1 protein-coding gene is annotated in these 345 nt (G+C 55.9%); it reads right to left on the bottom strand.

Annotation, left to right across the window (positions count from 1 at the left end):
- Window positions 1-345 (bottom strand): hypothetical protein (locus AC1RPN_RS08715; protein WP_481763795.1); only part of this gene is annotated, 345 nt, incomplete at both ends.

Raw genomic sequence — 345 nt, 5'->3', positions numbered from 1 at the left:
ACATGGGAGTGCCCATGTAGTGCTCGAATTCCATGTTCCAGTTACGCGTTACGTATCGCATAATGCCCAGAACCGTGGCCTTCGCGTCGATTCGTCCGTGCATGGGAATCAGTGCTGACCGCTTCAGCAAATCCGCAATCTGCGCATCGCGATCAGCCAAATCGTAGCCATCGATGTTCAGGAGCCGGGCGAGACGTGTGCCGTGCTCCGCGATCCACTGTTCATCAGAGCACGTTTCGGCCTCGACGCGTGCATCGTTGCGACCTGCTTGATAGGCAGACTCCATATCGCGCCGCACCATACGCACGATTCCAGAATTGGCTTCACCGTATTGCGTATACCAGT

The sequence above is a fragment of the Dellaglioa sp. CoH-57-MRSF-20 genome (genome assembly GCF_056781955.1).
This window is presented reverse-complemented; position numbering and strand designations above follow the sequence as displayed.